19 protein-coding genes are annotated in these 24,340 nt (G+C 44.8%); 13 read left to right on the forward strand and 6 right to left on the reverse strand.

Annotated elements, in window-relative coordinates; genetic code table 11:
* Positions 1-615: 615 nt before the first annotated feature.
* A complete protein-coding gene (locus tag ASD24_RS24825; RefSeq protein WP_056701649.1) occupies positions 616-2,853 on the forward strand; it encodes a carboxylesterase/lipase family protein in 2,238 nt (745 codons plus the stop codon).
* 161 nt (positions 2,854-3,014) lie between these two features.
* Here ASD24_RS24825 and ASD24_RS24830 read toward each other — a convergent pair whose 3' ends face one another.
* Positions 3,015-3,575: a DUF1697 domain-containing protein gene (locus tag ASD24_RS24830; RefSeq protein ID WP_056701752.1), complete on the reverse strand. Its 561-nt coding sequence runs from the start codon at positions 3,573-3,575 to the stop codon at positions 3,015-3,017.
* A gap of 31 nt (positions 3,576-3,606) precedes the next feature.
* The gene (locus tag ASD24_RS24835; protein ID WP_056701651.1) at positions 3,607-4,263 is read right to left on the reverse strand and encodes a hypothetical protein; all 657 of its coding nucleotides are present in this window, start codon (positions 4,261-4,263) and stop codon (positions 3,607-3,609) included.
* Between the two features lie 474 nt (positions 4,264-4,737).
* On the opposite strand from ASD24_RS24835, the gene ASD24_RS24840 reads away from it, so the two are divergent.
* The gene (locus tag ASD24_RS24840) at positions 4,738-6,369 is read left to right on the forward strand and encodes a DUF1593 domain-containing protein (RefSeq protein ID WP_056701653.1); all 1,632 of its coding nucleotides are present in this window, start codon (positions 4,738-4,740) and stop codon (positions 6,367-6,369) included.
* A 132-nt stretch (positions 6,370-6,501) separates the two neighbouring features.
* Here the strand turns inward: ASD24_RS24840 and ASD24_RS24845 are convergent, their stop codons facing one another.
* Positions 6,502-7,074 (reverse strand): TetR/AcrR family transcriptional regulator, encoded by a 573-nt coding sequence (locus tag ASD24_RS24845; RefSeq protein ID WP_056701656.1) that lies wholly within the window; start codon positions 7,072-7,074, stop codon positions 6,502-6,504.
* Positions 7,067-8,281 carry an MFS transporter gene (locus ASD24_RS24850; RefSeq protein ID WP_056701658.1) on the reverse strand — a complete coding sequence of 405 codons (1,215 nt, stop codon included), beginning with the start codon at positions 8,279-8,281 and terminating at the stop codon, positions 7,067-7,069. Before ASD24_RS24850 ends, ASD24_RS24845 begins: the two co-directional genes overlap by 8 nt.
* 216 nt (positions 8,282-8,497) lie before the next feature.
* Between ASD24_RS24850 and ASD24_RS24855 the strand changes: the two genes are divergently transcribed.
* From ASD24_RS24855 to ASD24_RS24875, 5 genes are all read left to right on the forward strand, one after another.
* Positions 8,498-9,304 (forward strand): alpha/beta fold hydrolase, encoded by an 807-nt coding sequence (locus ASD24_RS24855; RefSeq protein WP_056701660.1) that lies wholly within the window; start codon positions 8,498-8,500, stop codon positions 9,302-9,304.
* 23 nt (positions 9,305-9,327) lie between these two features.
* Complete coding sequence (locus tag ASD24_RS24860; RefSeq protein ID WP_056701661.1) at positions 9,328-10,302, forward strand: sensor domain-containing diguanylate cyclase; 975 nt, start codon at positions 9,328-9,330, stop codon at positions 10,300-10,302.
* Positions 10,303-10,428: 126 nt separating this feature from the next.
* Positions 10,429-10,728 carry a hypothetical protein gene (locus tag ASD24_RS24865; protein WP_056701663.1) on the forward strand — a complete coding sequence of 100 codons (300 nt, stop codon included), beginning with the start codon at positions 10,429-10,431 and terminating at the stop codon, positions 10,726-10,728.
* 94 nt (positions 10,729-10,822) lie between these two features.
* The gene (locus ASD24_RS24870; protein ID WP_056701665.1) at positions 10,823-11,479 is read left to right on the forward strand and encodes a DUF2625 family protein; all 657 of its coding nucleotides are present in this window, start codon (positions 10,823-10,825) and stop codon (positions 11,477-11,479) included.
* Between the two features lie 44 nt (positions 11,480-11,523).
* On the forward strand, positions 11,524-11,979 hold the full coding sequence (locus ASD24_RS24875; RefSeq protein ID WP_056701667.1) for an SMI1/KNR4 family protein: 456 nt from the start codon (positions 11,524-11,526) through the stop codon (positions 11,977-11,979).
* A gap of 20 nt (positions 11,980-11,999) precedes the next feature.
* On the opposite strand, the gene ASD24_RS24880 is transcribed toward ASD24_RS24875, so the two are convergent.
* Positions 12,000-13,343, reverse strand: coding sequence for an MFS transporter (locus ASD24_RS24880; RefSeq protein ID WP_056701669.1), 1,344 nt, complete (start codon positions 13,341-13,343; stop codon positions 12,000-12,002).
* A 181-nt stretch (positions 13,344-13,524) separates the two neighbouring features.
* Here ASD24_RS24880 and ASD24_RS24885 point away from each other — a divergent pair, with 181 nt between their 5' ends.
* Complete coding sequence (locus ASD24_RS24885; RefSeq protein WP_056701671.1) at positions 13,525-14,250, forward strand: hypothetical protein; 726 nt, start codon at positions 13,525-13,527, stop codon at positions 14,248-14,250.
* A 108-nt stretch (positions 14,251-14,358) separates the two neighbouring features.
* Here ASD24_RS24885 and ASD24_RS24890 read toward each other — a convergent pair whose 3' ends face one another.
* Positions 14,359-17,010: a cation-translocating P-type ATPase gene (locus ASD24_RS24890; protein ID WP_056701673.1), complete on the reverse strand. Its 2,652-nt coding sequence runs from the start codon at positions 17,008-17,010 to the stop codon at positions 14,359-14,361.
* 374 nt (positions 17,011-17,384) lie between these two features.
* Here ASD24_RS24890 and hcp point away from each other — a divergent pair, with 374 nt between their 5' ends.
* From hcp to ASD24_RS24915, 5 genes are all read left to right on the forward strand, one after another.
* Entirely contained in the window at positions 17,385-18,677 is a 1,293-nt protein-coding gene (gene hcp / locus ASD24_RS24895) for a hydroxylamine reductase (RefSeq protein WP_056701675.1), read from the forward strand.
* A 215-nt stretch (positions 18,678-18,892) separates the two neighbouring features.
* Complete coding sequence (locus ASD24_RS24900; RefSeq protein WP_056701677.1) at positions 18,893-20,290, forward strand: PTS transporter subunit EIIC; 1,398 nt, start codon at positions 18,893-18,895, stop codon at positions 20,288-20,290.
* 203 nt (positions 20,291-20,493) lie between these two features.
* Positions 20,494-22,119: an AraC family transcriptional regulator gene (locus ASD24_RS24905; protein WP_056701678.1), complete on the forward strand. Its 1,626-nt coding sequence runs from the start codon at positions 20,494-20,496 to the stop codon at positions 22,117-22,119.
* Between the two features lie 98 nt (positions 22,120-22,217).
* The gene (locus ASD24_RS24910; protein ID WP_056701681.1) at positions 22,218-23,198 is read left to right on the forward strand and encodes an ABC transporter substrate-binding protein; all 981 of its coding nucleotides are present in this window, start codon (positions 22,218-22,220) and stop codon (positions 23,196-23,198) included.
* A 1-nt stretch (position 23,199) separates the two neighbouring features.
* The gene (locus ASD24_RS24915; RefSeq protein ID WP_056701684.1) at positions 23,200-24,231 is read left to right on the forward strand and encodes an NAD(P)/FAD-dependent oxidoreductase; all 1,032 of its coding nucleotides are present in this window, start codon (positions 23,200-23,202) and stop codon (positions 24,229-24,231) included.
* Positions 24,232-24,340: the final 109 nt, after the last annotated feature.

The raw sequence follows: 24,340 nt of genomic DNA on the forward strand, positions 1-24,340 counted from the left end.
TTAACTAAATGTAAATTTTACGATTAGATGGAAATGGATATAGCTACGTAAGATAGAGGTAGGAGTAAAATTAGGGCTTAGATCGAGTCGGGAGTCACTATCTTAGAAGATAGAAAGCTGGGCGAATACTTAGCGTAGCTGTCATATCCTAGAGACATTTTTCTTGCGACTGGTAATTTTTCGCAAAAAATAAATTGCAAAAAAAGATATTGCGAACGCTTACATTATGTGCTAACATCACCATAACAACAGGATTGTAACCAACTCCGGGCAATACCTGTTATAGTTTTGAATACGCTTACTTATATGTATTATTGAATGACCTCAAATTCTCAGGGTTGTTACTGAAGACAGGCAAAACCTGAATTGAGGGCAGAAGACACGCTGTAGCGACGTCTATTTGCCTTCGATTCAGGTTTTTTTTATACAGATAAACGCCTGATGGGTATTGTCTTCGTTTGAAACGCCGTAGCAGAATCATAACCGGAAGGGGGACATTTTCGGTTCACAGACAGAGATTTAGGAAGATCTAGGTTTGGAATACTTTGGTTATCCGTAATGATGTGCCATCGTATATTCCATCACACACTATCTGACAGCGAGGAGATTTACGACATGAAAAAAATCAAACGATCCATCGCGGTAGCAACCGTTCTAGGCTTATGTTTATCAGCAATGCCTGCCTATGCAGCCGGAGCTACAGCGCCAGCTTCCAATGCAGCGATCGACAGGCTGATCTCATCTCAATTAATTAAAGGCAATGGTCAAGGGGTTAACGCAGCGTATCTGAACAAAAAAGCAACACGTATTCAGGCTGCTGTTCTGTACTTGCGTTTGACTGGATTGGAGAAAGAGGCGCTTGCCTATACCGGCACAGATACGTATGGAGATGCGCCTTCAGCTGGAAAATTCCTACAGCCTGTTGTTGGTTATCTGAAACAGCATCCTTATCTGGGGATTGCTGACGGAGCGAACGCGTTTAAACCCAATGCGACACTTACGTCTGAAGACTATGCAGCACTGTTGTTGAAGGCGCTTGGTTATGAGGCTGGGACAGATTATAAACAAGGTGAGGCAGTATCCTTTGCGGCATCGAAAGGAATCAATGCACTCCAAGGTGGCAAGGGCCCACTCTCGAATCGCCAAATGGCCGAGGCAACAGCTCAGGCCTTGCAAGTGCAACTCAAAGATGGGAGCGGCACACTTGAACAACGCTGGCTGAAGCACCAGCAGGATCAAGGATTTACGCCACAAACACTTCAGCAGACGAAATATGGCTCCATTGATGGCAAGAACTATGAGCAGTACGGAACACTTGGCTGGCTAGGTGTGCCTTATGCAGCACCACCTGTAGGAGAGCTACGCTGGAAAGCGCCAGTTGAACCGAAGGCATGGACGGGGACACGTGAAGCGAAGGAATTCGCTGCCAACAGCTTGCAACTGTCTGGGCAAAATACAGTAGGTAGTGAAGATTCACTCTATTTGAATATTTGGAGACCCGATACAACGAGTTCTAAACTTCCGGTAATGGTATTCCTGCACGGCGGCGGGAACATGACTGGATCAGGCAAGGACTTCCAAGGTGAACAACTTGCACGCAATACAAACAGCATTATTATTTCGGTGAACTATCGTTTAGGCGCGCTTGGATTCTTCAAGAATGAAGCGTTGGAGACAGGTAATGCTCTGGATGATTCCGGTAACTATGGACTACTTGATGCGCTCCGTGCATTGGAGTGGGTACAGGATAATATTGAAGGCTTCGGTGGTGACACGGATAACGTAACGCTGGCAGGTCAGTCTGCAGGAGCACGGGACGTGCTGGCTACGCTCATCTCACCACTCGGAAAAGGACTATTCCAAAAAGCCGTTGCATTCAGTGGTGGATTAACGACTTCATCGCCAGAAGAAGGTGAGCAAAAGTCGGAAAGTGCTCTGGAGAAATTGCTGGTAGAGGAAGGCAAGGCAACCACCCCCGAGGAAGCAAAAGCGTGGATTGCGAAGCAGTCTAAGGAGCAGCTAGCTACGTATCTACGTGAATTGCCTGCGGACAAGCTGGTTAAGGTGTTTGGTGGCACGGCAATCCGAATGGAGCCATTCCCGCACCTGTTCCGTGATGGCGCAGTCATTCCAAAAGAGGGCTTCTCAGCTCTGGAGCAAGGCAACTACACTAAAGTTCCAGTATTACTGGGTAGTCTGGATACCGAATTCGCGGCATTTGCCTTCGGTGATCCGAACTTCTCCCCATCCATTAACGATGGAACATTGTTCACAGATGCAACCAAAGCGGAACAATATGCTGCGGCTATTCAATACGGTAGTGAAGCGTATGCCGGCTTTAACGCAGAGCGGGTAGCCGAGCAACTGACAAATGTTGCAGGCCAGCCTTCCGTTTATGCATATCGGTTTGCATGGGGCACACAGCCTGGTGTAATTTCGGAACGTTTGCAGACATTGCTTGGTGCTCCTCACGGCGCAGATATGGACTTCTACACAGGGCATGCAGCTGGTATAGCTGCGTACTTCCCAGAAGGATACTTCAGTGAGGCGAACCAACCAGGTCGTGACCAGTTGTCCACAGCTATGGCAGCATATCTGAAACAGTTCTTGTATACAGGTCATCCTGGGGATGGCGGATCTGCGAATCTCGCAGAATGGACGCCTTGGACGAAGGATGCAGCGACACCAATTATGCGTCTAGATGCAAGCAATACAAAGGCCGAGGTTGGCATGTCTTCACAGTACTATCAAGGCAAAGAAGCAGTCATGGCGAAAATGAAAAAAGAATTGCCTGAAGAGACGTACAAGCTGCTGACGGAAAAAGTATTCGCAGGCCGTTTCTTCTGGGAATAAAACGATTTTAAGTGTGTGCGACTGAACTGTAAAAATGAATAGCAAAAGGGACAAGAGAGCTAATCTCTTGTCCCTTTTGTTGTCTGTAGGGAGTTTTCAGACACGACCTAACTTCCTTATTTCAATATAGCGTCGTTGAAGAGTTACTGGTGTTCCTGCTTTTAAGACTTTTCACTTGCAGCGAGCATTAAGGTATAAATCTGGCGAGTCGTATTGACGTTGCGAACGGTCATTTGTTTGTAGACAGCCGAACCTGCCAGCTTATTCATTCCACTTTTGGAGGCGTCCTCCCGACTCACGCTATACAGTAAGGCACCTGAGATATAAATTAACGTGCCAATGCCTGGTTTCAGAGGCAGCTTGTCCAGAATAGACGCGTCATTGATCTCATCCCAGAGGAACATAACATCACTCTTCGCTTGATCGTCATTGCTCCATTCCTCCGGCAGTGCGGTAATAACGGTGTGCATTTCATGGATATTTCGCACTACAACTCGGATCTGTAAGCCAAAGTCCGTCGCAATGGCTTCCTGAAGAATGTGTGCCAGCTCTGTATTGGCATTCTCAAGCTCTGGCTCATAAGCAAAGATAATGTTGCCTGAGTTGATATAGGTCACAACCTGTTGCATGCCAGCCTGCTCAAATGTTTCCTTGAGCTGCTTCATGTTAATTTTATTATTTCCACCAACATTAATACCTCGCAGTAACGCAACATAGATCATATCCATATCTCCATTTCCTATAGTGATTCAATTATTCTTGTAACGATAGATAAGCGAGTAAATGAGTGACGTACTCTTCTTTTTCGAGCACTTCGCTCAATAGAGGTATGACGTGCTCCAGGTATTCGGGTTTGGTCTCATACGTTTCCTCGTCTTTGACTTCTCCCTCGTAAACTCGCGCAGCTTCAATGAGAATAGCAAGTACGTGGAAAAATTCCGCAAATGATCTCGCAATTGGATGAGGCTCTCCACCTGCAAAGGCTGCATAGACAGGCGATTGCGGTGCTTGTGTATCCACAATAAGAGGATCATCATTCAAGTTAGCAATAACGACATGCTGTGGCTTCCAGTCTGGCGATTCTTGATAAGTCTCTTCCATACCAATCCAGCGGTAGCCCAACTGTTGACGATAGAGATGCTCAGGTGCAACAAAAAATAGCAGGGCAGCATCACCGATCTCTACAGCAGCGCTTTTCATTTTAAGAGTGCCCTCAGCCTTAGCATCCACCATCTCATAGTTGGAGTAAAAGTACATCAATTCGGGTGAGAGCGGAATTCGCTCATCGATAACAGGTACTTGCTGGCTCGGGAGGGGGCGTATATCATGTTCTTTGAATAGTCCATAGGCTTCATTGTATACATTCTGTTGCTCGATAAAACGGATTAACGCTGTATTTAGTTCCTTCATCGTATTCTAATCCTCCTAATCAGGCGATGGACGGCACTTGCATTTGCACTTGTACTCGTCGTGTTTCCTTCGTGTATTGTTGTTCTGCAGCTAAGCATTAGTTTACATGAAAATATAGGAAGGTGGCATTTATTTTCGAATCTGAATTTTAAAGAGCTGGAGCAACTGGGGTTCGAGGTGGATTGGCTTAGACCGACCGTAAGTTAGAGAGAAAAGATAGGACGAATCTAGGTCTATATGACCTATTTCATACTGAATGCGTTTACAAGTAAGCGTAATCATGCTATACTTCCAGTCAGTTAAAGGATTGTTACTGCATTCGCAGGCAAAACCTAAATATCGATATGTGTAGGCAATGCCCTACCCATGTTGATGTTTGGGTTTTTTTTGCTTTATATGGCTCATATTAAGCACAGAGATCGAACAGGATAATCCGAATACACATCACCACGAGTACGAGAAGGGAGAGTAAGCATGAATAAGAAAACGGGATTTAGCATGCTGGCTGCACTTTTGGCTTGCATGCTCATCATGAGTGGTTGTACATCTACAACGCCACAAGCATCGGATAACCAAGGGAATCAGGCGACAGAGCAGGAAGGTAACCAACCTGAGCAGACAACGGACAACGAGAAACAGAAGGCAAGAACGGTGATTACGACGGATGGAGAAGTGGATGATATGAACTCTGTCATTCGTTATCTCTATTATGCCAATGAGATGGATCTAGCCGGAATTGTGCTTACCAGCTCAGTCTATCACTATGCTGGTGATAAGGAGGCAGGCATCGAACCGTTCCGCTGGACTGGAACCCAGTGGCTGTATGATATGCTGGATGCTTACGAGGAGATATATCCTAACTTGAGCACACATGCAGATGGTTATCCTAAACCTGAGGAGATTCGAGCCATGACCAAAATTGGCAATATCTCTGATAAAGGTGAGATGGAAAAGGAAACAGAAGGTTCAGAATTCTTAAAAACGCTGTTTCTGGATGACGATTCAAGAGACTTAGTTGTACAAACCTGGGGAGGAACGAATACAACCGCTCGGGCACTGAAATCCATTGAAGAACAATACAAGGATACTGCCGAGTGGGCTAACATTCAGAAGAAGGTCAGTGACAAGTTGCTGCTCTATATCATCCTTGATCAGGATGACAGTTACAACGAGTATATTGCGAAGAACTGGCCAGATATTCGTATTTTGAATGACCAGTCGAACTTCTGGCATTTTGCCTATGCATGGAAGATGCATGCCGAAGAAGTAAACAGCAAACTGCACGGTGATTGGATGAGCAAGAACCTTCTGAACGGACATGGCAAACTGATGGATATGTACGCTACGATGGGTGACGGCAAAATGATTGAGGGCGAATTAGCAGAGGAGCAACGCGGAAGCGCTGATTACCTCAAGAACAATCCGCAATATGATCAATATGATTTTATTTCCGAAGGAGATTCCCCATCTTTCTTCTATTTAATTGATAACGGTCTTCGCAGTATGGAAGATCCATCGTATGGTGGCTGGGGTGGACGCTTTGGTGTCGTGAACGATAAGCTCTACCGCAATAATGTATTGGACTACGATCCGTACTCCAAACGGTATGAAGCCGAATATTCTCTCATGAGATGGTTTGATGATATTCAGAATGATTTTGCAGCTCGTGCGGATTGGGGCGTAACAGATCAGTATGAGAATGCGAATCACAACCCAACGCTCACGATTAAGGAAGGGTTGGATCTGACCGCTGCGCCAGGCGAAGAATTAACGCTGCATGCGGAAGGGCAAGACCCGGATGGCGATCAGCTGACGTATAAATGGTGGAGATATTTCGAAGCGGATACCTATCAAGAATCTAAGGAGCAGGAAGGCAAGGCAACGCCAGAGATGGCTGGAGATCTGCAGCTTGGATTACAGCGCCCATTGGCTAAGGATGAGAAGCTCGATGAGCTTGAACTCCAAGGAAATGACACAGACACGGTAACATTCAAGGTACCTGAAGATGCCCAATCTGGCGATACTCTTCATATCATCGCAGAGGTACAAGATGACGGCGAGCATAACTTGAAGCACTACCAACGTGTCATTGTCACAGTGCAATAAACCCTTCGAATGGATGAATCCTTATTCGTCCAGATGAAGAAGTAAGCCCTGATCATAATGATCAGGGCTTTTTTATCAAGAAATGCTTTTAAATATACTACGAAATTCAACTGTTCTAATGAACACGATCTGCTACTTGCGTTGTATGCCTGACCAAAATACATTCCAAGCGATGGCTAGTGCCTGCTCATACGACTGACGTGTCTCATACACGAGCTGAACATCAAGTCCATCCATCAGGGTAACGAAGGCAACCGTTGCCTCTTCTGGACTTAGACGAATATCTGTGGCCTGAACGGTAGCAAAGGTAGCCGACAATTCTTCCTTCAGCGTGCCAAGATAGGTTCGATACTGAGCTAATACAAAATCGTGAACCTCCAGTGGCGTAATAAAGGAGAGAATGTACATAAAGGCTACATTAGGATGGGTCAAAAAGCGGTTTTTGTGTTCTAACAAAAAAGAATGCAATTGTTGCTCTAACGGAAGTGCGCTTGACTCACTAAAAAATTGACGGACAAATTGCTGTTCCTCCTGCACGACCTCTTCATAGATCTCCAGCAGCAATGTTTTCTTCGTTGCATAATGGTAGGCAAGGGACTGCTTACGAATGCCAGCCTCTTCTGCAACCTGTGCCATTTTGGTTCCTTCATATCCATAACGGTTAAAGTGCTGGATTGCAATTTCTTTGATACGTTGTTTACTCAATGTGTACCTCCAATGGACGGTTCTGGATGCTCTTTTGTTTAGAGCTGTAGATTAGATACAGCAAAATATACACCACAAAGATTCCTATGGATATAGCATACACCATTGTATAAGAAAATGCAGAGGCAACGACCCCTAATACCAGTGAACCCCCGCCAATGCCGAGGTCGAAGAAATTAAAGAAAGAGGCCATCGCATTTTCATGCTCATGTTCTTCCACTAAGTTAACGCACCAAGTCTGAATTGCCGGAAATATCGCCCCAAAGCCAAAGCCGTATAACGCAGCGGCGATGAGGAATTGAATATCGTTTTGGGCGACGATCAGAACCAAAAGTCCAGCGATAGCAAATCCCGCAGCAGGCAGCAATACAGAACCGGGGCCAAGCTGGTCAAACATTTTACCAGAGAACAGCCGAACAACAAAGCTCGCAATTGCCACGATAAAGAAAAACCATGCGATATTGGTAAAACCCCTCTCGTTAGCAAATAGGGCAACAAAGGACATAATTGCGCCAGCGGCAATACCAACCAGCATAATGAGAAGGGAAGGGAAAAGGACCTTTTTCTCAATCAATTTAACTGTAGCCGGAGGGGCAGTCTGTGCTTCAGCTTCGAATGCCTGTTTAGGTTTACGCGATACAAATACAGCCATGAGTAGTGCAAGTAATAAGATACACATGCCACCCATGAACAGGCTTTGATAGCTAGATTGCAGCAATAGGGTAGTCCCGATCAGAGGCCCAATGGATACCGCTACGGTTTCGCCAACGCCAAAGTATCCCATCCCCTCCCCACGACGTGCTTTGGGGATATTTTCGGTTGCAATCGTTGCAAAATAAGTTGTGGCTAAGCCAAAACCGAAACCATGGATCACTCGAAATACCAGAATCATGCCTATACCTGACGAGAGGTAGTATGATCCTGTCGTTAGCGCACAGATGGCGATACCGATAATCAACCAATACTTTTTATCCATCCATGTGGCAAGCACAGCAGTAAAGGGACGGACTAGAATCGCAGAGAACATGAAAATCCCTGTAACGAGCCCGATCTGTGATGCTTCTCCCCCTAGGGTTGAAACGAATAGGGGTAGGGTGGGAAGAAGCATTTCAAAGGCCATAAATAACAATGCATTGGCTAACATAATAAAAATAAACGATCTTCTCCATAACTTTTGTGTGGCCGTTCCTGCTGTTAATGTACTCATAATCTTCCTCCGTATGATGTTCTATGCGATGAAGCGTGTTGGGATGATTTTATCTGACGATAGTCAGTTTGTAAAGAGTGACTTGTTATGTGTTTTCTATCATTTGTATACTCTACACATGCAAAATTAATATTTTTTAGCCATATTCCAACATTTTCCGATATAATAATGGAATAAATTCAAGGTGTAGATTACTACCTCAGAGAGGTGATTTTGATGAGTGTTGACGTCCTCGAACGCAACAATGTGAAGGTACTTGGTACGGGAAGCCAAACGATTGTATTTGCCCACGGCTTTGGATGTGATCAGGATATGTGGCGTTACATCGTGCCCAGTTTTGTGGACAACTACCGTGTGGTATTGTTCGATTATGTAGGCTCAGGGCAATCTCAAATTAATTATTATGATGCTGGAAAGTATAATAATCTTCATGGCTATGCCCAGGATGTATTGGAGATTATGGAAGCGCTAGATATACGAGATAGTATTTTTGTAGGGCATTCTGTTAGCAGCATGATTGGTATGCTTGCTTCCATTCATGAAGCGAAATACTTTGATCGACTGGTCATGCTGGGGCCTTCCCCACGTTATGTGAATGATCTTCCGAATTATTACGGTGGATTTGACAAACGGGACATTGATGAGTTGCTTGAAATGATGCAGTTGAATTTTATCGGCTGGGCTAGTTATCTCGCACCAATTGTGATGCAGAACCCGGATCGGAAAGAGCTGACTGAAGAACTGGAAAAAAGCTTTTGCTCCAGAGATCCGCATATTGCACGACAATTTGCTGAAGTGACATTTTTCTCGGATTGCCGTGTCAATCTGGAACAGGCCTCGGTTCCATCTCTAATTCTGCAATGCTCGGATGATAGTATAGCTCCAGTTGAGGTTGGAGATTATCTACACGCGCATCTGAAGAACAGCCGATTACAACAGATGACGGCGAAAGGACATTACCCTCATCTAAGTCAGCCTGAGGAAACAAGCCGTCTGATCAAAGACTACTTGGCAAGCGTTTAATATGAACGAAAGGCAGTTGTTACATGGATATCCAACTAGACCAGGCTCCTTGCGGATACTTCTCTATCTCGGATTCAGGTATTGTGCGATCAGTAAACCAGACATTGCTAAATATGCTTAAGGTAGAGCGTAGCGAATTGCTGGGGAGACATATTGAGTCGACTATGTCGGTAACGAACAAATTGTTTTTTCATACGTATTTCTATCCTTATATTCAGCTCTACGGGCATGTGGATGAAATGTATTTTTCTTTTCGCACCAGTGACCAGCAAGATGTTCCGGTTCTTCTGAACGGTGTTCGGCAGACGCGTGATGGAGAGAGTGTGGTGGACTGTGTTGTCGTTGTCATGCGCAAACGGATTGAGCATGAGAAGGATATTTTGCAGACCAAGACCAAGCTGCAGGAATTATACCAGGCGACACAAGAAGCCAACAAAGAGCTTGAACGTTTACACGAGGAATACGAGGTAAAGCAACAAGCACTACTTAAAGTAAATGACCAATTAGAAGCGATGGCATCCACAGATCCATTAACGGGTCTAAAAAATCGGAGGTTTTTCCAGAATAGCTTGCTGGCAAGCTTGATTCTGTTAGAGCAGCAGCAACGCCATTTCTCCCTGCTAGTGATCGATATTGATCATTTTAAAAGTATAAACGATACCTATGGACATCCAATCGGTGACTTGGTACTTGGAAATCTGGCTGGATTGCTGCAATCCATGTCACGCAGTAGCGATGTGGTCGCAAGATACGGCGGGGAAGAATTTGTTATCATCCTAGCAGAATGCGATCATGACCAGGCCATGGAGGTTGCAGAGCGATATCGTTTTGAAGTGGCTTCATCCGATTGGGGCCAATATAACATTACCGTAAGTATCGGTGTTGCTACGGCGGTACAAGGGGATACAGATACATCTGTATTCCAGCGGGCAGATCAGGCACTGTATGCTTCCAAAACAGCAGGTCGAAACCGCGTAACCCATGCCGATCATCTATAAATGGTTGTTGAAAATAAGAGCCTGTGGGTTAATCGCGGGCTCTTGTTGTTTTATTTATAAAGAGACGAAAATGACGTGCACAGGTAATTGAATCTCGAATTCGGAAGAGAAGGGGCATGTTCCAGCATGAATGAAATTTTGAAGGTCGATAAACAGTATACCTCGTATCTAGTTCGGGCCATTGATGCCGTAAGAGCGTCGGATCTGGCGAGACATTGGAATGTAGATATTACGCGTTATCACATTCAGTTATCTCTGGAGAACGATACAAGGCAGTATGGCAAGCCCTATTATTCCGTATGGTTTTATCCTCATGAGATCACTTCGGATAATTGGATGGATGGTAGCTGGGAAGAAATGGACTTATGTGTGCATTTGGATTGTGAATGTGGTGACGTATTGAGGGTACACGGTGGTAGAAATTGAAATTGACGAATGGACACACAACAAATGAAAGAAAAGTGTATGGTCGCAAGAGTCACGGAAAATAGTGTAAGCGAGGTTAAGGAGGAGTATCACGATGCAGAAATTATCGGTACATGAACTACTGGATCTGGAGAACGATGCATGGCCTGAACTCAAGCAGCTATTGGAGGAAGGCAGCAACACGTATACCGTTATTCCAGCACAGCGGAGCAAGGGTGAAGAGGCTATCTATGGTCTCCAAGTAAGCACAAGATCTTATCTGGGTGCCATAGCCTATGAAACAGGAGGTGTTCTGGTGGATCATGGCTGGATTACCCTGCTTGGCGCAGAGACGGAACAGGTCGTGGGAAGTCTGACAAGTTGGAATGGGCTCTCAGATCGCCCCGCTCTAGAGGCTCTTGAAGGGATGCTGGTCGTTGCATATGATGTCGCTGGCGGATTCTTTGCAATGGATACCGGGAAGTTCGAAGGAAGCGGTCACGTATACTATTTCGCACCAGATACGTTGGAATGGGAATCGACGGAACTTGCATACTCTGAATTTATGAACTGGTTAGCGCATGGAGATCTGGAGCAGTTCTATCAGACATTTCGCTGGCAGGGTTGGCAGAACGATATGAGTCAGCTACAGCAAGCAGAGGTGTTTGCTTATTATCCGCCACTTTGGACAAAGGAAGGTGGAGGTCAGACAAGTCAAAAAACACCTATTGCGATCACGGAAGCATGGAAAATAGCGCGGGGCGAGAGATAATTCAGACAAGTTATCAAATGTGATGCTGAAAGGTGTGGAGAGATATGAATATAGCTGACATTACTAGTATACAGGATCATTACGGCGTTGTATTTCCGCAGGAATATTTAGATTTTCAGCAGGCGAACAGTAGTAGTTCATTCAATCTGATGGAGAGCGGAGAGGTCATGGATTGGCAGATCCGCTTCTCTGCATTAGATGACCAGTTCATCACGAATAACATTCAGATGGTAGACGAGGTGAATCCTGATCCGAAGCGGATTATCCCAATCGCATGGAGTGTCAGCAGTGGCAATAACTATTTACTGGATTATCGTAAACATTCAGCGAGACCGGCAGTTTTACTTATGGAGCATGAAGAAGCTATCGTGCGGGAAGATGCCGAGAGTGAGACAGATACACCAGAGGGAGCTCAGCGGTTAATGGAGGGGAATGTGAGAGAGATTGCCGACAGCTTTGCGTCATTTATTGCAAAGCTGAAGGTAGATCAAGCTCTCTAAAGAATTTCCTGTTGTTTACCCTAGGAATTGTTTGACAGAAATGCAGGAGATGTGGGGCGGGATGCTCGATGGTGGCATATTACAAGCACCAGCGAAACAATAGCAACGATCAACAGACATCCATAGACATAGTGGTAAGCTTGTTCAACCGTAACGTGTGGAATCCGATGCAGTAACAAACCACAAGCCGCCACAGATACCGAGCCGCCGAAGAACTGAACAAGCTGTAGCACACCCATCCCTGAACCAATCTGCGATTTGGGCAGAATACGTGATGCTTCGTTATTGAGGGATGACATCGACGCCGAAATGGCAGGTGAGAAGAACAAATAACCTAATGTAATAACAAACGCCGACTGATTCAATCCAAGCATAAATAACGTAAGCACAGCGGCAAGCAACACATGCCCAATGATCAGAAAGCGCATATTGCCGTATTGATCAATCCAGCGTCCTATATATCTAGCCATAAATGCAGCGACAATCGCTCCAGGCGCGATGAGCAGCCCGATTGCCAGCGAAGAACGTGCGAACAGGTCAGCGAGCACAAGGGGCATGAGGAACAGATTGCCTAAGTTAACCACCAATACACAAAAGCCAATCATGACTAATCTTGTGTAGCCTGGAGCCTTGAAAACCTGTGGGTTAATAAATGACAGCTTCGCTCTGCGAATATACAGAATGTGCACCACAAGAGACAGGATGCCTACCGCAAACCATATGAGCGACTGCTGGGTGATCGCGACCAACAATGTTACTGCGTTCAGTGTCGTGAGAAGGGCACCTGTTATATCAAAGGGCTGATCGGTCTTGGTCGTTTCATTCGGTAGGAAATAGAGCAGTACGGGCAGCGCAATTAACACCAGTACGGTAATCGCAAAGAGTCCGTTCCAGCCCCAGAATTCGCTGACTAATCCGCCGACAATTGGACCCAAACCAAAGGCCATAGCACTACCCGACGAGATTAGAGCAATTGCAGCGCCTCTTCGCTCCAGTGGGATATAACGACTCGCAATGACGAGTCCTAAGCCGGCCATAACTCCTGCTCCAGCCGATTGCAAGATCCGAGTGAGCAATAACACGGCGAAGCTATGTGCAAACAGACCGAGTAAGGAAGACAGCCCTAGAATGAGCAGCCCGACGGTTAACAGCTTACGTACCGGAACCCGATCTGACAACCGGCTATAGATTACCGTTGATAGAGCGTATCCAATCGAGTAGCTGGAGATGACCCAAGAGCCTAGGTCAGACGTTATTTGCAGATCATGAATTATGATAGGTAATGATACGTTAAACATCGTAGTATTCATCACCACAATGAACAGGCAGCATGTCCACAGTGGCATGACAATGTGATCTTTCATGTAATCCTTCCTGTCTATAGGTTCGATATGAACGATAAGGTGCTCGTAATTTCATGCAGTATATCCGTTCGTTATAACATTTTACGTTAGTGTATTGAATATGGCAATAATGTCATAAATGTTCGTAAGAGCTTTAGATTGAGATGGGACGAGCTATAGAATATAGAAGGAGTGAGCAGATATGCCTGAATTGAAATTAGGTATTAAGCATATTATTCAACTTATTGTTCTGATTATTGTGATCAGCATAGTTGTTCTATTTTTTGTTGTGCTGCGGCCCTTATTCTTCTCGTCCATCAGTGAGAAGCAGGCAGAAGCTATTGCTATTAAGTATGCCGCTGGAGAATACAATGAGGATGTGATCATTGATCGTGTTTTTCTCCATGGGGGATTTCTATCCTACCTCATTGATGGACATTTTCAGAATGAGCATCAGACGTCATTTAGAATGCTAGTGGATGATGATAGCGGCAGGGTATCCGACTTTGAGTTTTCCAAAGACTATGCGAACATGCAGATGCTAGAACTTAATAATACATATGCAGATGAATTGATAGCCAAAGGATACGAGGTGCCAGAGCGGTATGTCTCCAGCTATGGAGATACTTTTTTTGTAGCGTATAGCTGTGCTGAGTCTAAAAGTTGTGATATTCATGAATTGCAGGTACGATTGCCTGACGGGAGTAGTCAAGATGAGATTGGTGCTTTTGGTGATCTGTACAGGTGGCAGAAGACTTTGCCTGTGCGGATTGATAGCATCTATGTTGATTCTCCAGAAGGTGAAGGTGTGTCCAGATGCCTTCGTCCCGATGCAAGTATAGGAAATCCCGATCATGGACAATCAGATCAATATGCATGGATGGATTTCATAGAGCAAGGGAAGTGTACGAATCGGGGTGACAAGTAATCTTCCCATACAAGGGAAACCGAGTAAATTCGTAGACAGACAGCGCGCTAAATATTGTATTGTATAAAAATGAGCAGGCGCCCTTCTACGGAAGGGCGCCTGCTTCGGTTAAGCGACGCTTGTAGCTTTACCTCGATTACGAATCCATTTGATCAGATCCATTAGAATTACTGCGGCAAGAGCAAGCCCGCCGGCAATGAGGAATTCATACCAGCCAAATGTATCTGGAATAGCGAAGATTCCACGTACACCTGGAATCAACGTGATTCCATACAGACACAGGCACACGAAGATGGAGCCAAGTACCAATTTGTTCGTTGTGAAACCTACTTGAAAAATAGTCTGCGTATTAGAACGTGCCGCAAACGTCTGTAGACTACGTGCTAGAATCAGTGTTGTAAAGGCCATCGCCACACTAATCTCTTCAGAGATACCTAGCCCAATATACTGAGATACAATGACGGCAACCCCGATTAGAACCCCGCGTGTAATAACAGCCTGTAGTGTTCCACCAGCAAAAATACCTTCATTGATATCGCGTGGTTTCCGTCGCATTACATCAGGTTCGGCTTTTTCGGTGCCTAGCGCAATGGCAGGTAGAGAGTCATTGACCAGGTTGATGAAGAGCAGTTGCAGAGCAGTGAATGGGTTGACCCAACCGACCACCAGTGCGAACAGGATCGCGATAATGGCACCCAGGTTACCAGCAAACAGGTATGCAATCGCTTTTTTGATATTATCAAATACCATCCGTCCTACACTCACCGCATTAACGATGGATACAAAATTATCATCCGTCAAAATCATGGCTGCGGCGTCTTTGGCCACATCGGTTCCGCTTCCCATCGCAACTCCGATATCGGCCTGTTTCAAAGCAGGGGCATCGTTGACCCCGTCTCCGGTCATTGCAGCAATTTTGCCTTTACGCTGCCATGCACGTACAATGCGGATTTTGTTTTCCGGCGATACCCTCGCATATACCGAAATTTGTTCTAACTTTTGATCTAGCTCCTCATCGGACATTTTGTCTAGTTCGCTGCCTGTAATAGCCATATCATCTGGCTTAGCAAGCCCAATGTCGATACCGATGGCTTGAGCCGTTGTTTTATGGTCACCCGTAATCATAATCGTACGGATGCCTGCCTTTTTGGACTCCTCAATAGAGCTATATACCGCTTCACGGGGCGGGTCAATCATAGCCGTCAGACCCACAAGGATTAGATCATGTTCATCCTCAGTAGTAATTTGCTTTTTATCATCAAACCTCTTGTAGGCATATGCCAAAACCCGGAATGCACGTTTGGAGAAGGCTTCGTTTTTCTCTTCGAACTGTGTACGAATCTCTGGTGTCAACGGCTGAACTTCGCCATGAATAAACACATGAGTACAGCGGCTGAACAGAACATCAGGGCCACCTTTGGTCAATAGAGCAGTCTGTCCTTCAAACGTATGCACGGTGCTCATTAATTTACGATCCGAATCGAAAGGAAGCTCGGCTTCACGTGGAAACTGATCACGAATTTCGTTGTAGTCCTTGTTCACTCGGTTACTAAAAGCAATGAGCGCAACCTCTGTCGGATCACCGAGTTCCTTGCCTTCCTGATTAATGTTAGAGTCATTGCAGAGCACGGCAATATGTAATAACCGACGTTCCTCTTCAGACCACTCTTTTGGGTCATCCGGAAACTCTTCTTTAGTGCCGTGCGGAATATAATAATCCACCACTGTCATTTTATTTTGAGTGAGGGTTCCTGTCTTGTCTGTGCAGATGATGCTAGCTGACCCAAGTGCTTCTACCGCAGGCAGACGACGGATGATGGCATGTTGTTTAGCCATTTTATTTGTTCCGAGCGATAGAACGATTGTTACGATGGAGGATAATGCTTCAGGGATCGCTGCAACAGCTACCGCAACAGCGAACATTAAGGCATTGATAATGGATGGACCAATGTTCTCCGTACCTTCCGTTAACCAGACCCGTCCTGCTTCAATGGCAAAGATCAGAATGGATAGGCCAAGAATGAAGAAGCCTAGTTTTTTGCTAAAAGCCTCTAATTTACGCTGCAACGGTGTTTCCTTTGCTTCAGCATTCTGGATGAGTTCAGCGATTTTGCCGATTTCCGTTTGAAGCGCTGTACCTGTAACGACAAAGGTTCCTCGACCATACACGACGAGTGATCCACTGAATGCCATATTACGCCGGTCTCCAATGGGCGCCTCTTCTGCGATAGCATCGGCATGTTTCTCCGCAGCTTCGGATTCACCTGTTAACATGCCTTCATTGATTTTCAGACTTCCCGATTCCAAAATGCGACCATCTGCGGGTACGTAGTCTCCGGCATCAAGCAGAACGATATCACCCGGGACTAGCTCCCTAGCTTGAATCGTCCTTTTCTGACCATCACGAATGACCTTGGCTTCTGGTGCTGACATTTGCCGTAAGGCATCAAGGGAGCTCTCTGCCTTCTTCGTCTGCACGACACTAATAACGGCATTCAGCAGGATCACGAGAAATATAATGAGTGATTCAATCAGATGCCCGAGCACAATCTGTACCGCAGCAGCGATGAGCAGGACAATAACCATGGGATCTTTAAAATTCTCAATAAACAGCTTCCACACAGGTGTGGCGTCTTTTCCTTTTATCTCATTGTATCCAACAGTTTCGAGTCTTTTGGTTGCTTCAGAGGTCGTGAGTCCGTTCAGTGAACTCTGTACTTCATTAAGTGTCTCCTCTGTACTGTGTCTATAATGTTCCAATGGACCAGCTCCTTGCGTATGGATTTCTCTGTTTATATAACCCTGTAGAATGAATAGAATCAGTGAATCCCATCCCAATTATAGATATTTGTAGAACACTTTGTAGAACATGATGTGGCTAGAAAAATGAAACGCGTTTAGATTTTTTTGCAGCTTACCTTAACGTATAATTTCCGATGGGATTCAATCTCATTCGCTTGGTTAGCATTACGCATTCTAAATGCATGGGGTTGCACTTATTTAGCAATATCGTTTCATTAAAAGTTACAGAAGTTGGAAGATTACAGAACTGTGTTTTTAATCACACTTGCACCTTGAAGTCTCTGCTAGGCTTGTTAATAACGAGTTGTTACCAAGTTTGGAGGGAACGATATATGTTTTGTTATCAGTGTGAACAGACGCCTAGTGGGGGTTGTACCGTCGTTGGGGTATGTGGAAAAAATGAAACAGTAGCTAGTTTGCAGGATACGATGATCTTTGCTTTAAAAGGAATTGCCGCTTATGCCACGCATGCACGGCAGTTGGGATATACCGATCCTGAAGTAGATCGGATTACGCATGAAGCTCTATACATGACGCTAACGAATTCCAATTTTAATGTCCAAGAGCATATTGATATGGCGATGCAAGTGGGGAATGCAGCGATTCGCATTATGGATGTGCTGGATCGGGCGCACACAGAACGCTTTGGTATTCCACAGCCCATCACGGTTAGTCAGAATCAGATTGAAGGACATTGTATTGTAGTGACAGGACATAATCTGTATGCTCTGGAGGAGCTGCTGCGGCAGACTGAGGGGAAAGGCATCAACATTTATACACATTCCGAGATGTTACCAGCGCACGGTTATCCTGCACTCAAGAAGTATGCACATTTGAAAGGAAATATCGGTAAGGCTTGGTATGATCAGCGCAGATTGTTCGAACAGTTCCCAGGGGCTATTCTAGCGACGACGAACTGTGTAATGCCGATCAAAGGAACGTATGCAGATCGCTTCTTCTCGTATGAAGTTGCTGGATTAGAGGGCGTTGAGAAGGTAGAGAACGATGATTTCTCACGTCTAATTGAGCGAGCATTGTCATTGCCTGTAGCTAACGTACAATCGGAACAGGTTTTAACTACGGGGTATCACCATGAGACAGTCATTGGGCTGGCACCTGAGATTATCCAAGCGGTCAAAGATGGACATATTCGCCGATTCTTCGTCATCGCTGGCTGTGACGCACCGGGTAAAGGCGGCAACTATTACCGTGAGTTGGCAACATCTCTCCCGAATGATACGGTAATTCTAACTACTTCCTGCGGTAAATTCCGCTTCAATGATGTGGATTATGGAACTGTAGGCGATACCGGTATTCCGCGCTATATCGATCTGGGGCAATGCAACAACTCCGGTTCTACTGTAAAAATCGCTATGGCTTTAGCTGATGCCTTCGGTTGCAGCGTGAATGAATTGCCTGTCAGCATTGTGTTGTCATGGTTCGAACAGAAGGCTGTCGCGATCTTGCTAGGCTTGTTCAGCTTAGGCATTCAGGATATTCGCATTGGACCGAAGCCGCCAGAATTCATTTCGTCGGGAGTATTGGAAGTGTTGGTAGAGATGTTTGGTCTGAAACTCATTACAACTGCTGAAGAAGACATGAATGCAATGCTGGCATTGTCTTAATTATACTTATATATTTTGAAGTAAAGAGCCTACCAGTACGGTAGGTTCTTTACTTTATTTTGTATTTCTGGTGGTTCATTTCACCTAGTGTACATACTCAGATATGCAATCATAATTGGTTTATTTATCCTATTGTGATTTATTTGTGGAAATGGATATATAGATAGAGAACTTAAATAACTCGGTTTACCGTTGTAAGAGGAGAAGGTATATTCATGAATCACAGGCAACTCGTGTCAGACATTGTGCAAATTGCAGGAGGGGAGGACAATATTAGAGGCGTAGAGCATGAACTGACGGCAATCACATTGGTGCTGAAGGATCGGACTCAGGCGGATTTCTCCATTCTCTCTGCGCAGCAGTTTACAGCCAATATTCACCTTGAAGGTGAACGATGCCGGATCGAATTAGAATCAGAAAGTGTAGCATTAGATGTATTCAACACCCTTACGGGAAGCTATTATGTACATAAGATTGAGGATGGAGAGCAAGAAACCAAGCTTGAGGCAAAGAGATCCTTTTCAGTTTTGCATTTTATATGCGATGTATTTAGACCATTACTGCCCGTGATTCTTGGGGCAGGACTTATTAAGGTCATATTGGGCATCATTCTGCTACTAAATCAACTCATATCGGATGATCCGATGTTGATGGATGAGCCTATATTCAATTTGCTGAGAATGATCGCTAATACCCCGGTATATCTACTTCCTATACTTATTGCCGTTAGCACGGCATATCGGTTGAGAAGCAATATGTATGTGGCTGCCACAATCGGCGGATTCATGTTCTATCCCGAGGTTACCATGTGGTTAAACGGTGAGAAAACAGCTCGTTTGTTTGGCGTAGAAATTATCTCACAGCCAACTCTCTATTCTTCCGTTCCATGGGTTATTCTAGCCGTATGCGCAGCAGCATACCTGGAAAGAAGGATCAATAGAAGAGTACCTAGAGCGTTCCAAGGAATTGCCGCTGCATTCATGAGTTTGGTGATCCTCTTGCCAGTCATCTTACTTATTCTAAGTATCGTTGGAACATTCGTGGATGATTATGCTGGAGAGTGGATTAGCTCACTTGTGGAAAGTGCGCCCGTACTGGCGGTTATGTTAATTGCTGCATTTTTCTCCCTGTTGATGATTGCTGGATTGCAATACTGTCTATTTCCAATTATCATTTATGAAATTACGTACGTGGGCTACTCTATTGTACTTCCTACGATGTTTGTTGCGATGTTTGGACATGCGGGTGCAGCGCTGGCAGTTGCCCTTCGAAGCAGAAGGGGAGAAACGAAAAGAACAGCCGTATGGTCCTCCGTTGTAGCACTTCTAGGCGTACCTGAACCTGCAATCTACGCAGTGAATATGAGCAAGAGGATCGCCTTTTACTCAGCACTACTAGGTGGGGGGATAGGTGGATTATACATGGGACTTACGTCTGTTAGTATTTCTGTAATTAGCGGTGGTTTCGGCAGTTTGTTTGAAATTCCATTGTTCATAGAAGAAGGCTCATTGAATGTATTGCATGCTTGCATAGGATTGGCATTATCCTTTGTAGTAGCAGGTGCATTGACTTATTGGTTAACTGGAAGACAGTCTAAATCCGTTAAGCGTTAATTTAAAGTAGATCCCAAAGGATTGGTATAACCCCGCGCCGACATGGTGTGGGGTTTTCATGTATACTGTGATTCAATGAACTAGATTTTAAGATTATTAAAGGTTGTGTGATAAAGGAGAGGCGTAATGAACAGTATTAACAAGTTAATAGACAAGGTGCAGTGCATCAATAATGATATGGGCGCATACGTCCCGCACTCGTTATGAATTCAATAGAACAGGGATGGATTGCGGAATGGCACTCTACTAAACCACTAACGGACAAATGGATTGCGACAGGTGAAGTGCACTATTTCCATCATCATGCGTTCATTCTCATTGTTGATGGCAGAGCTACTTGGAATATCAACGGACAGAAGGTTCAAGTATCTTATGGACAACTGGTAGCATTACAAAAGAATTCAATGATTGAAATCGTAAATGGCGGCAGTCTGGATATGGCGGGATGGCTTGTGGAATTCAACACCTATTCGATTAAACAACATGAGGGGAGCATCGCTACATTCGATTGGGAAATTCCTAGGGGTAGCATTTACCAGTCTGTACAGCTAATGCTGGGTGACCTAGCAAGAATTATTCAGCACATCAATACAGGCTTGTTAGCGAAGCATGCGCAACAGGTACGCAATCAGCTTCTCATAAACGAACTGTTGAACTTTTTATATGAGAACCAGCTAAGTGAATATCATACCATCGAACAAGGGATCCTGCGTTCTATTACCTATATGATGAGTCATTATGATGAGAATATTACCCGAAAGCAACTAGCTGAGATTGCTGGACTAAGCCCATGGCATTATTCCCGCAAGTTCAGCGAACGTTATGGTAAGCCACCACTAGATTATCTGACGCATTATCGGATGTATCGAGCACAGGAAGAGTTGATCTTAACGGCAGAAACATCACAGAATATCGCCAAAAAGGTAGGTTATGAGGATGCCCACTACTTCAGTCGTAGATTTAAACAATTCGCTGGGGTGTCTCCTCGAAGCTATGTCAGAACCTTGTCAGATCGAAAGATTTTATGTCTTACCCCACTCTGTGCCGAAGTACTCATCGGTATAGGAATTATACCGCAAGCCGTTGTTGTCACACCTCTGCTTGTTCCGCCAGAGCAGCATGATCTATTTATATCTCACGGCATACGTATATTACCGACGGCTCAATATGAATTGAACGTTGAGTTAATTCGTCAAGAGCAACCCGAAGTGATTATTGGCAATGTATGGCCAGATGAACTAAGGCAGAATCTGCGCACAATTGCACCACTAATTACGGGGCTGAAAATGGACGCAGAGATTCTATTACAGCAGCTATCAGCTATATTTCATAAACATGAGGAAGCGGCTGCTATTCATGTGCGTATGAAACATGAAGTGAGCTCAGCACGGCAGCAATTGCATGAGACGCTTCAAACGTCCACTAAGATTATGGTATTGCGAGTAGAACCTTTTGGATATCGATATTTAGGAGGGTATTCACACGGGGTCTCCCGCTTGCTCTACCAGCAACTTGGCTTAGCTCTCCCGGACTCATTGCACGCTGGAGAAGCCTGGTTTAATCCTTGTTCGATCGAGCAATTAAAAAAGGCTGACCCCGACATTCTTTTTGTGGAGAAACGTGTCATGGAACATTTCAATGCAGAAGAGAACATGAATCATTTAATGAGTACTCCGGTGTGGAACGGATTGAAGGCTGTGAGAAATAATCAGGTATTTCACGTGGATACCCGCTTATGGGTAGATGGATATGGACTCATAGGACATACTCAGGTATTGCATCAGATCGTAGAGAAGTTGACGAATATTGATCAAGATGGAGCACAATAATCCAAACGGATACGCACGATTCACTATGGAAGAGCCGCTTCTTTTTTGATAACATCTGATAATAATAATCATTATCATTATAAGGGGCGAATGCATCAATGTTACCAAGATTGAAGAATTTGAAGTTTGGAGTATTGCTAGTGCTATTGTGTTTGGTGTTGGCAGCATGTTCCAATGAAAGCTTGGATGAAGTGACAGCAGCGGGAGGAGACGCGGAGAAAAGTACAACGAAAGTTGTCCAAGATCAGTTTGGAGAGGTAACCATTCCGGTTGAGCCTGAAAATATGCTTGTACTTGATTCCATCTATGCTGAATATTTGATTGAGATGGGTGTTACGCCACAGATGGTGGTGTTTGTACCAGAGATAGAACCAGACTATCGTGCACCTTATTTTACAGAACATGGTGTGAAGATGGTGCAATCTGAGCAATACCAATATAACTACGAACAACTGCTTGCTTTGGCTCCTGACTTGATTGTTACGATGGGCGAAGGTATGGAGCAAGGTGTGTATGATGAACTTTCAAAAATTGCCCCAACAGTGGCTGTAGGCACCAACAATGAAATGAAACGAGCGTTGCCGAAGCTGGCTACCATGTTCGACAAGACTGAGGAATCCAAAAGATTGCTAGCTGAATTTGATGAAAAAGCAAAGCTTGCTAAAGAAAAAATAGCTCAAAGTATTGGTGACAAGACGGTATTAGTGCTTCGGGTAGAGCACAATCGTTATCGTTTCATGGGACCCAAAGGGGGCAGCAGTAGTGTGTTTTTCTATGAGACACTAGGATTGAAGAGCCCCGAGGTTATCAAAGATTCCACTGACTGGTTTAGTCAATTCTCATTGGAATTTTTAAGTGAAATGAATCCGGATTATATCTTTTTAGAGGATAGGACACTGAAAGGCTATGACACGAAGCAGTCGATGGAAGATTTGAAAGAAAGTAGTGTGTGGAGGAGTCTAGATGCAGTAAAAAATGATCGTGTGTATCCGTTAAAAACAAGTGATTTTGTCACAGGTGTAGGGCCAGTTGGTTCTGCTAAGCTGCTAGATTACGTCGTTGAAAAGTTGGTGCCTTAAGATGAAAAAACAACAATCAATGGATATTTATGATATGACTATTGTCGGTGGTGGGCCAGCGGGAATGTATGCCGCATTTTATAGTGGAATGCGAGCAATGCGCACCAAAATTATAGAAGCTAAAGCGGAACTAGGCGGATTTATGCGTACGTACCCAGAGAAGATGATCTGGGATGTTGGTGGGGTAGAGCCTGTTCGGTGCGAGCAATTGATTAATTCTTTGGAGAAACAGGCGAGGACGTTTGATCCAACGATTGTGTTTGGACAGGAAATAGCAGGCATGGAAAAGCGTGAGGATGGTGTGTTTGTACTTACTAGCAAAACGGGAGAGCAACACTATACACGTACAATTCTGCTATGTGCTGGTAGAGGTATGACCCAGATCCAGAAGCTTGATATCGAGGGTGCCAACCGTTACGAACTGACGAATCTTCATTATACGATAACGGATCTATCTAAATTCGCTGGAAAGCGAGTTTTGATCTCTGGTGGTGGCGATTCCGCAATTGATTGGGCGAACGAAATGGCTGGTTTGGCAAAAGAAATTACAGTTGTACACCGGCGTCATGAATTCACAGGACATGAGTTGCCTGTAGCCCAGATGAAAACTTTTGCCCATGTCTTGACGCCGTACCGCATCTCTCGATTATATGGTGCAGGAGACAAAATTGATCGAGTGGAACTTGCACATATGGAGAGTGGCGAGTTGCGACAAGTTGAAGTGGATGAAGTTGTCGTGAGCCACGGTTACGATCGTGATTTTGGCAATCTAGTTCAGTGGGGACTCGAGCGAGAAGATTATGGTATATCAGTTGATCCAAGAATGGGTACAAGTATACCGGGAGTTTTTGGAGCAGGGGATTTTATCACCTATAGAAGTAAAGTTCGCTTGATCGCTGGAGCATTTAATGATGCTGTGCTTGCTGTGAACAGTGCCAAGATGTATTTGGAACCGACTGCTTCGGACATGGCAGGTGTATCCTCACATAATGATCGGTTTTATGAGAAAAATAAAGCTCTCTCCAACAGGTAGACGGGCTGATATTATGGAGTAATCACATCTATGGAGACCTATGCAGACCAACCATTATCCTTACCAACGTCGAGATGTTCTTGACGGCTGGTAAGGTTTTTTGTTATTC

The organism is Paenibacillus sp. Root52 (genome assembly GCF_001426865.1).
Classification (GTDB): Bacteria; Bacillota; Bacilli; order Paenibacillales; family Paenibacillaceae; genus Paenibacillus.

Coding starts and splice junctions, on each gene's coding strand:
- ASD24_RS24835 (WP_056701651.1), bottom strand. CDS start 4,263: ATGAAGGAACTAAATACAGCGTTAATCCGTTTTATCGAGCAACAGAAT.
- ASD24_RS24880 (WP_056701669.1), bottom strand. CDS start 13,343: ATGAAAGATCACATTGTCATGCCACTGTGGACATGCTGCCTGTTCATT.
- ASD24_RS24855 (WP_056701660.1), top strand. CDS start 8,498: ATGAGTGTTGACGTCCTCGAACGCAACAATGTGAAGGTACTTGGTACG.
- ASD24_RS24865 (WP_056701663.1), top strand. CDS start 10,429: ATGAATGAAATTTTGAAGGTCGATAAACAGTATACCTCGTATCTAGTT.
- ASD24_RS24830 (WP_056701752.1), bottom strand. CDS start 3,575: ATGATCTATGTTGCGTTACTGCGAGGTATTAATGTTGGTGGAAATAAT.
- ASD24_RS24905 (WP_056701678.1), top strand. CDS start 20,494: ATGAATTCAATAGAACAGGGATGGATTGCGGAATGGCACTCTACTAAA.
- ASD24_RS24860 (WP_056701661.1), top strand. CDS start 9,328: ATGGATATCCAACTAGACCAGGCTCCTTGCGGATACTTCTCTATCTCG.
- ASD24_RS24915 (WP_056701684.1), top strand. CDS start 23,200: ATGAAAAAACAACAATCAATGGATATTTATGATATGACTATTGTCGGT.
- ASD24_RS24840 (WP_056701653.1), top strand. CDS start 4,738: ATGAATAAGAAAACGGGATTTAGCATGCTGGCTGCACTTTTGGCTTGC.
- hcp (WP_056701675.1), top strand. CDS start 17,385: ATGTTTTGTTATCAGTGTGAACAGACGCCTAGTGGGGGTTGTACCGTC.
- ASD24_RS24910 (WP_056701681.1), top strand. CDS start 22,218: ATGTTACCAAGATTGAAGAATTTGAAGTTTGGAGTATTGCTAGTGCTA.
- ASD24_RS24870 (WP_056701665.1), top strand. CDS start 10,823: ATGCAGAAATTATCGGTACATGAACTACTGGATCTGGAGAACGATGCA.
- ASD24_RS24900 (WP_056701677.1), top strand. CDS start 18,893: ATGAATCACAGGCAACTCGTGTCAGACATTGTGCAAATTGCAGGAGGG.
- ASD24_RS24875 (WP_056701667.1), top strand. CDS start 11,524: ATGAATATAGCTGACATTACTAGTATACAGGATCATTACGGCGTTGTA.
- ASD24_RS24850 (WP_056701658.1), bottom strand. CDS start 8,281: ATGAGTACATTAACAGCAGGAACGGCCACACAAAAGTTATGGAGAAGA.
- ASD24_RS24885 (WP_056701671.1), top strand. CDS start 13,525: ATGCCTGAATTGAAATTAGGTATTAAGCATATTATTCAACTTATTGTT.
- ASD24_RS24825 (WP_056701649.1), top strand. CDS start 616: ATGAAAAAAATCAAACGATCCATCGCGGTAGCAACCGTTCTAGGCTTA.